This window comes from Rhodococcus sp. MEB032 (assembly GCF_030208925.1).
Classification (GTDB): Bacteria; Actinomycetota; Actinomycetes; order Mycobacteriales; family Mycobacteriaceae; genus Rhodococcus_F; species Rhodococcus_F qingshengii.
In genome coordinates this window covers 44,093-52,332 of the sequence record NZ_JARVSY010000019.1, presented here as the reverse complement: position 1 = coordinate 52,332, position 8,240 = coordinate 44,093, and the positions used below count along the sequence as shown (strand labels likewise).

The following is an 8,240-nucleotide window of genomic DNA, read 5'->3' as shown; positions in this document are numbered from 1 at the left end:
CGGCGCCTGCCAGTACTCGAAGCTCTGTGGTGCGCGAACGACTGGACATGCATTTTGCAGCACCTGCGACCACCAGTCGGCCGACAGTCGAAGCGGTCATGTGAATCCTCCGTTGTAGATGATGCTCGATGGTGCGAGTCCGATCTCGGTGCAGGTCTCGACTCCGGGAAACTGAGCGCGCACCCCGTGTACCGGGCCCGAATGGGGCTGGAAATCCGTCGCATCGTGGTGCGCACAACCACACCGATCGGGCGCGCGAAATCCCGGTCCGTGCGTGCGAGCGCTCGGTTGAGCGAACTCGCTTCCCCCGCATACCTCGACAACCAGTTCGAACCGTCTCGTCACCGCAGACCGCGCACTCAGTTGCAGCAGAAACTCCGACAAGTGATGGGCGAGCGCAGTTCCCCGCGCTGGGCGGTGGGAGGGGCGAGTGCGGGGCATTCGAAATTCAAGATGCAACTGTGGCTATCGCAGAGCCTCAATCACGCTGCCAGGTAACGACATTCGGGACGGTCTCGCGGGCGGTACGGAAAGAGTTGATCGGATGATCCAGATCGGCGTAGCCGAACGAGATACCGAGAAGGACGCGCCGACTCTCGGGGATCCCGAAATAGTTGTGCACGAATGGCCCGTACGACGCAAGTGCCGCCTGTGGGGCGGCGGCGATGCCAAGGCTCTGTGCAGCCATCAGGAAAGTGCTTGTGTACAAGCCGCAGTCGACGGCCCCGTAAACACCAAGGTCCGCTTCGGTCGTTATCAGCGCAACGTGCGGGGCGTCGAAGAACTCGAAATTGCGGAGCGCCTGGGTCAGGGTTCGCGGGTCCCCTTTACCGATGCCCACACTGTCGTAAAGCTGAAGACCGCATGCGCGGCGACGGTCACGGTAGATCCCTGTGTATTCCGCAGGGAAGGGGAAATCCGGCTGAGCTTCTCCTCCTGCCTGGATGTGGGAGAGGAGTTCCGTGCGGAAGCTATCGGTGGCCGCGCCTTCGGTGACAATCACCTGCCAAGGCTGAGTGTTGCACCAGGACGGGGTCTGCTGGGCGAGCTCGAGTAAGCGTTCGATGTCGGTGTGTGGGACCTGATCCGGATGAAATTGGCGGCACGTCCAGCGTCGATCGAGCAACTCGGCCAATGTCGAAACCTGCGCGGGCTCGCTAGTTGTCATGTTCACTTTCCACTCCTTAGTCTCATTTCGAGACTGAATCTAACAGGTGTGGTCTCATTTTGGAACTACTTGGTAGGATGGCTCATGCGTTACAAAGAGTTGTCCGAAGTGCCCTGCTCGATTTCTCGACCGCTGGTGATCCTCGGCGACCGTTGGACGCTGGTCATCCTGAAGTGGGCGTTCGCGGGAGTTCGTCGGTTCAACCACTTTCAGAGTGCGATGGAAATCTCGCGTAGTCGACTCCAAGACCGACTCGATCGACTGGTCGAGCACGAAATTCTGGCGAAAGTGCAAACAGACTCCGCCCATGCGGAATATCGGCTCACTCGAAAAGGCCACGACATCTACCCGATTTTGATGGCAATCAAAGACTGGGGTGATACCTACATGGCACCCGAGGGACCTCCCGTCCGCTACCAACATCGTGACTGCGACGGCGAGGCCCACGTCAGACTCGAATGTGATTCGTGCGCCCAAGAACTCACCGCTCATGATGTGCTACCAACATCCGCGCACGACCCGATCACCTCCTCCACACCAGGGAATGGTCCACAGGGCGCTGACGCTTCCTCGACAAACTGAACCGACAGCACCCTGCCGGCAACGCGCGTCCACACTGTTTGCTGACCATCGAGCCGTCGCTGGACGGTCATGACTGCTTATCTTTCGAGTCGGCGATTTCAGGTGAAGTTTTCGACCGGTTCTTACGGGTGGAGAGGAACTCGCGGATCAGGTCAGTGACGCGGTCGGGGGCTTCGATCATCGGTGTGTGCCCCACGTCTTCGAGGACCTTGGTCGTGATTGTTCGTACTGGGCGGTAGCGGGCAAGTGAGGCCTCCACGTCGTAGAAGCGGTCCTTCCGGCCGAAGATGACGAGCGCCGGCAATGCCAGATCGTCCAGCCGTGCGTCCAGACCACCTCGTCTGGTCCACGCCTGCCGCTGCCGCATCGTCTGGGTGAAGGCGGGGTGGTTCAGGCTGCGGGCGTCGTCGAGGCCTTGACTGGGGTGGGCAAATGCTGTGGCCATGTCGAAGTCCCGCGCAAATGCTCGCCGCACCACGCGATTGGTGACGAACGCGGGACCATGCTGCTGCAGAATCGGACCGATCCACGGGGTGTGAAGTACCCACTCGCCTGGCGGCAGCGTTCCGGTGCTCGTGTCGGGCCCTTCGCCCATCAACACGAGCCGGGTCACGAGGGCGCTGTGCTCGGCGGTCGCCAGGCCGAAGAGGCTGCCCATCGAGTGGCCGACGACCGTAACGTCGTCCAGGTCCAACTCGGAGAGCAGACTCGCATAGAGCCGGCCCTGGCTGTCGGGGTCGTAGCCGGATGTAGGTCGCGCAGAACCACCGTGCCCGAGAAGATCGACCCGGATGATCCGGCATTCCGGCAGGCGAGCGACGAGCTGGTCGAACCACGCCATGGAGGCACCGAAACCGTGCAGCATCAGGAGGGCAGGACCGTCGGCGGGACCGTCCACTCGGACGTGCAGGTCGACGCCGTCGACGGACATGACCTTTCCCACGCCGCCTCTTGCCGGCTCGGCGCTGGTGCGACCGGTCAATTGGCCGATCAAACTGCCAACCTGCCACACCCCGGATGACGATGCGTTAGGGATGGTCATACGCTTCTCCTCATTCCGCTGTGTTCATGAAGTGGAGCAATGGTTCGTCGCCTCGGGTTGCAGAGGTCGAGCGGGTCATCCGAGCTTCGGACTCGGATTTGGTACGGCCCTATGACAACCGTGAAACGATGAGAACGGCGACGGCCTGCCCTCCCACCACCGAATAACCTCGGATGGTGGCCGTAGCGCGGGTTTGCGGCTTCGTCAGCCAGTGCTCTTAGTCTGCAGACCCAGCAGGCGGACCAGGACAGTCCCGATCGTGTCGGCTGGAATGACGCCCGGATCGGCGATCTCTTCGATGGCGAGACCGTTGTTCAGCGCCAGCATGGTGAACATGAGAATGCGCGACGAGACAGCTCCGTCTGCGCCCCAGCTGGAGAGCGCTTCGTCGGCCAACTCGGTCAATTGCTGGTGATACTCTCGGCGTTTCTCGACCCACCGCTCACGTAGCTGGGTATCGCGGGCGGCACGAAGCCAGAACTCGGTGAACAGCAACTGCCATTCGCGACTCTGCTGGATCGCAGCGGTCAGGTGCTGGCCGGCCGCCAGTGCGGACGCTTCGTCCATGACGGTAAGGTCCGCGTGGCCGAGAATCTCTCGGACTGATGCGATGCGGCCTGTCACCTCCCGGTCGAAGAGCTCGAAGAACAGGTCCTCCTTGCTCGCGAAGTTCGAGTAGAGTGCGCCGGTGGTGAACCCGGCGGTGGCCGCGATCTGTTGCATGGTGGCTCCGGCGAATCCGCGTTCCGCGAACACCGTGAAGGCAGCTTGCAGGAGCCGGTCGCGGACCTCGGAGCGGGGTGTGCGGCGGGCGACGGGGACTGGATTGCTCACGAGGACCATCCGGCGCTCGAGTGTGTCTTTCCGGCCCGTAGGAAAGAGCCAAAGCTTCGCGTCGTACCGAACCCGTCGGCGAAATTGCCATAGCGGTACACGAGATGTCCACCCACGATGGTCGCGGCCACTGCGTCGTCGTTGCGGTTGACCATTCGAGATACGCCCCCGAGCTCCTCGAGGGGGGCTTCGGCGTAATCGTCCGAGGACTTGGAGAGCCCGGCAGGGTCGATGACGGCGATGTCGGCGCGGTCCCCCAGCCGAAGGGTGCCAGCGTCGAGGCCGTACCAGTCGCCGAGTTCGCCGGTCAGCCGGTGTACGGCGCGTTCGAGGCTAAGGAACTCATGGCCTCCCTCTGCAGATTCATTGACTCGCCTCAGCAGCCTCAGGCCGGCGTTGTAGAACGCCATGTTGCGCAGGTGGGCGCCGGAGTCCGCGAAACCCATCTGGATCTGAGCGTTGTCCGCGATCCTGTCGAGCACTTCGGGACGGTGATTGGCGATGGTGGTACGCCAACGCAAAGCAACGCCGTGGGCTACCACCAGGTCAAGGAAGGCGTCCGCTGGATGAATGCCCCGCTCCTGCGCGACGCTGCCGAACGACTTGCCGATTACCTCGGTGTCCGGGCAGCTGACGATGTCGGCGTCGTACAGGTCGCGGTGCCATAGTTTCGGACCGAATTTGCGCTCGATGTCTTGGCGGAACTGGCGGCGGTAGACCTCGGAGTCCACGAGCTCACCGCGTTTGACTACGTCGCGCACGTTGAGAGCTGCGGCACCCGAACCGAACTCCTCGAAGACGACCAAGTCGATGCCATCGGCATAGACCTCGAACGGCACCGGCAGGTGCTGCCAGCGCAATTCCGAGGCCATCACCCGGTTCAGCAACGCCGTAGCCTTGGTCAGTACCCAGATCATCTTCGGATCTGCCTTGAGGTCTGCCGCAGCGAGCATCGTGGTCTTCAACGGGGCCCTGCCGCGACCAGCGCTCTGGGCGAAGAACTTGCCGATCTCGGCCTTGCGGGCAACATTAGGTGTGCACTGGTGCAGGCGCCCGCGTTCGCGGAGCACGCGGTTCAGAGCGCGGTACTCTCGCCAGCTCGCGTAGGTGGAGGGAAGCTGGCGCGATGGGTAGCGCACGCCGTCCAGCTTCGAGAACGAGCTTCTCACTGTCGACATTCCCACGAACCCAGCGTCGAGCGCATCGGCCAGCATCGCGCGCATCCGGCCCAACTCGACGGGAGTTGGGTGACTGTCTGGATCAGTGGCCCGATCCAGGCCCATAACCGCCGCGCGAAGGTCGGAGTGTCCGATAAACGCCGATACGTTGGGTCCGAGCGGACGGGACTCGAGCGCCTCCACGTAGCGGTGCGGATCTGACCAGCTCTGGTGTTCGTTGAGTGCTGACTGGACAGCGTCCCACGGCAGGGCCTCGACGCGTGAGAACAGATCCGCACAATCGTCAGGGGAGGAGAACACGGTGGAGAGGGAGCAGTTCCCGAAGATCACGGTCGTGACGCCGTGGCGCACCGATTCCGAGAGGCCCGAGGCAACCAATACCTCGGCGTCGTAATGCGTGTGGATGTCGATCAGGCCCGGCATCACCCACAAGCCCTCAGCGTCGACGACCTCCGCTCCCTCCGCCTCCAAAGGGCTGGTGCTGATCGCCGCCACCCGACCCGCCCGCACTCCTACGTCGCGAATAGCGGGTTGAGCACCGGTTCCGTCGAAGAAGCATCCGCCCCGGAGCACCAGATCGAAACCATCCACGATGGTCGCCTCTCAATTTCGATAACGACGATTATTCAGTAGCAGACATTATCGAAGACTTGCTGGGCCGTCAATACCCAACTCCGACCCCGGATTCACCAAACTTGGCATCCATGCAAGTGATCTCTCGGCACTGGAGACCTTCGCGTCCGGTGTAGCGCCGATGTTCACTCGGCGAATCACGGAAGCAGGCAATCATGGGACGTTCTATGCGAACCACACCGATCGCATCATCACACGCCCACCACAAGGCGGTCACATCCTCAGATCCGTTGTCGGGCAGCGCATATCCAGTAGACTTTGCGCCACGATGAACACCCTTCGTACACCGGCCGCCTCATCGTTCACCAGCTCCTTCGAGCAACTCGCCGCGACTTGAGCCGCCGCCGACCGATGGCAGTACGCACAGCAAGACATCGGGATGCGGATGACTGGCCCTTGCCCGCGAATGTGCGGACGAGTTGACCCTGAGTGGATTCTGAATGCTCTGCGCCCGACCGAAATGCCCCTTGCCGCCGATCATTTCGGCTGCATACAACAGCCACCCATTGACATACCCGTTGCATGTGAATACGTTCCGTATCTCACTTGAGTCGTTTTCCATCCGGCCGGGAGAATGACGGAACAGGTGTTGCCATTCGGGCAAAGTCCGATCGTCGGCGAGGACATTGGAACCGTCGCACGAGGCGAAAGTCCAACCGTGCCACGTGAATCCGCAATCCACTGCGGTACAAGAGAATGCATCTGGAGGACATTGTGTACGTGAAGAGTCGGAATTGGAGTTACGGGAGGCGACGGGTAGAGACGCCCGCCGCTGACAGGATGTATCTGGGACTGTCTGTCGCCTTTGCTGTAGTCGCGACCTTGGCCGCGACATTGGCTGGCGTGGGGGTTGCGTCGGCCGATCCATGGTCGCCGTCACTCGAGGAATCAACTTTGGCGAAAACGTTCGAAACGACCGGCGGCTTAGCGAATCGACTTGACGAGCTCCCGGCCATAGCCGAAAAAACAATGGACTATCAGCGAAAGCGTGCGGAAAAGCTACAAGCGGATCCCGAACGACGCCCAAACCCCAACAGTTGCTCCATTGCCCTCACATGCCTAATCAACCCGGATGTCACCGAGGACACTTGGCGTAACCGCGGGGGTAGCGTCGAGCAGGTCCTGTATACCTCCCGGAGCGGAGCCACCATTTCCGGGCACATCTGGGACATGCCCACTGAGGCTGATCAAGCGCGCAAGCCCGGCGTCATCGTCAACAACGGTTCACTGCTTGCCTATGAGGAAAGCTACTGGTACCTCGCCCAGAACCTAGCTTCAGCAGGCTATCTGGTCTTCACCTACGATACGCAGGGCGAGGGCATGTCCGATCAATTCGGTGAAGCGCCCGACGAAGTCGAGGCGGCGTTCGCTGGCATTCCCATTCTCGGACTCGCCGGCCCGCAAGCCAACGGCAATCTCCTCGACAGCCTCGGGGGTAACGGACTCCCCTTCTACGACGGTCAAATCGATGCCCTGGACTTCTTCTTGTCGAGCCCAGCACAGATATACGCGCCACAGCCGAGCCGCACCAGCGGAACCGACCACTCGGATAAGCAACGCAGCCGTGTGAGCCGCGGACTCAATGCGGCATACAATCCGCTGTGGGAAAGACTCGACCCCTCCCGTGTGGGCCTGACTGGACATTCCTACGGTGGTGTTGCTGCCAGCTGGAACGCCCAAAATGATCCACGGGTCAAAGCCGCAGTCGCCTTGGACAGTCAGTGCGTTCCAGCGGCGAAACCGCTGGATGAGATGGTGGCATTCACCACCGCGCGGGCAGCCCAAGCGCTCGGCCCTGTATCAGTACCCTTGGCCTACGGCTTCAACAAATATTGCTTTGGCGCACCCGATGTCCCAGCCCCACAGCTACGCACGCCAGTGCTCGGCATGAGTGGCGACTATCTGGCCTTTCCCATACCGCGTGTGCAGCCGCCTGATCCCCTGGCGAAATCAGAGGCTTCCTATGAAATGTCGGCACACGGGATAGATAGCGGCGACATCGTGATCCGCGCGGCCAACCACCTCGACTTCGCGGACACTGCGGGCCTTCTCCCCGGCACTTTTGATGCCAAGGCGATTGTCAGCTACTACACGATCGCGTGGTTCGACAAATACCTGAAGGTCGGCACCGACGCTGATGAGCGCCTCACCGGCGCACCCTGGCGCAATGTCCCAACCCCAACTGCCGCTGGTGAAAACAACCGGTTCTCCGCGCACTACAACTCGCGGATTGCCATTCGCCGCGACGACGGCAGCACGCTCACGTGTAACGATCTTCGGGCCGGTTGCTCCTGACCTTCGTGATCACAGCTCAACCGCCCGATGGTTACCTAGGGCCACCTCGTCCGCGCGGATTCCATTGCAGCTTTTCAGCAGTCGACCTGACCGGGTCAACCGGACAAACGCACGCGATCGAGTTTCGGGTCTACGCCGATTCCACTCCTTCCCTCCCTATCGAATCGAGGTGTGGGACAGCCCGGCGATGTCTGGGTACGCGTTGACCGCGGGTGCTGCGCCGGAACCGACGTCACGCCATGCTGCGATCCGAATCGTCGCGAAGTGGCGTCCATGGCGAGGGCCGCACCCAAGCGGTCCGGCGATCGACCAGGAATTGAACGACTTTCAGATTTCAAGCGGTCCGAATCGAAGGAATTCGGTTCCGATCACGACCGCCTCGAAGCCCTGCGGCACACCACTTCCTCAATCAGGTCACTGCCGACGACTACGACACGTCGAAGGCTCAACGATTCGGACTCTGAATGGAGCCGCCTTCACTCTGAACAAGATCGGAAATCCACGAAAT

General features: G+C 61.5%; 6 protein-coding genes. 2 read left to right on the top strand and 4 right to left on the bottom strand.

The window, feature by feature from the left end:
* Nucleotides 1–478: 478 nt before the first annotated feature.
* Entirely contained in the window at nt 479–1,168 is a 690-nt protein-coding gene (locus QRN54_RS20635) for a nitroreductase (protein ID WP_285182964.1), read from the bottom strand.
* 84 nt (nt 1,169–1,252) lie between these two features.
* Between QRN54_RS20635 and QRN54_RS20630 the strand changes: the two genes are divergently transcribed.
* Nucleotides 1,253–1,750: a winged helix-turn-helix transcriptional regulator gene (locus tag QRN54_RS20630; protein ID WP_082661279.1), complete on the top strand. Its 498-nt coding sequence runs from the start codon at nt 1,253–1,255 to the stop codon at nt 1,748–1,750.
* A gap of 67 nt (nt 1,751–1,817) precedes the next feature.
* On the opposite strand, the gene QRN54_RS20625 is transcribed toward QRN54_RS20630, so the two are convergent.
* The 3 genes from QRN54_RS20625 to QRN54_RS20615 form a co-directional block, all read right to left on the bottom strand.
* A complete protein-coding gene (locus QRN54_RS20625; RefSeq protein ID WP_242692523.1) occupies nt 1,818–2,792 on the bottom strand; it encodes an alpha/beta fold hydrolase in 975 nt (324 codons plus the stop codon).
* A gap of 204 nt (nt 2,793–2,996) precedes the next feature.
* Nucleotides 2,997–3,626 carry a TetR/AcrR family transcriptional regulator gene (locus QRN54_RS20620; RefSeq protein ID WP_502944068.1) on the bottom strand — a complete coding sequence of 210 codons (630 nt, stop codon included), beginning with the start codon at nt 3,624–3,626 and terminating at the stop codon, nt 2,997–2,999.
* Nucleotides 3,623–5,395 carry an N-acyl-D-amino-acid deacylase family protein gene (locus QRN54_RS20615; protein ID WP_058036982.1) on the bottom strand — a complete coding sequence of 591 codons (1,773 nt, stop codon included), beginning with the start codon at nt 5,393–5,395 and terminating at the stop codon, nt 3,623–3,625. The genes QRN54_RS20620 and QRN54_RS20615 overlap by 4 nt, the downstream gene beginning before the upstream one ends.
* A gap of 864 nt (nt 5,396–6,259) precedes the next feature.
* Here QRN54_RS20615 and QRN54_RS20610 point away from each other — a divergent pair.
* A complete protein-coding gene (locus QRN54_RS20610) occupies nt 6,260–7,732 on the top strand; it encodes an alpha/beta hydrolase (RefSeq protein WP_285182963.1) in 1,473 nt (490 codons plus the stop codon).
* The last annotated feature ends 508 nt before the right edge of the window (nt 7,733–8,240 follow it).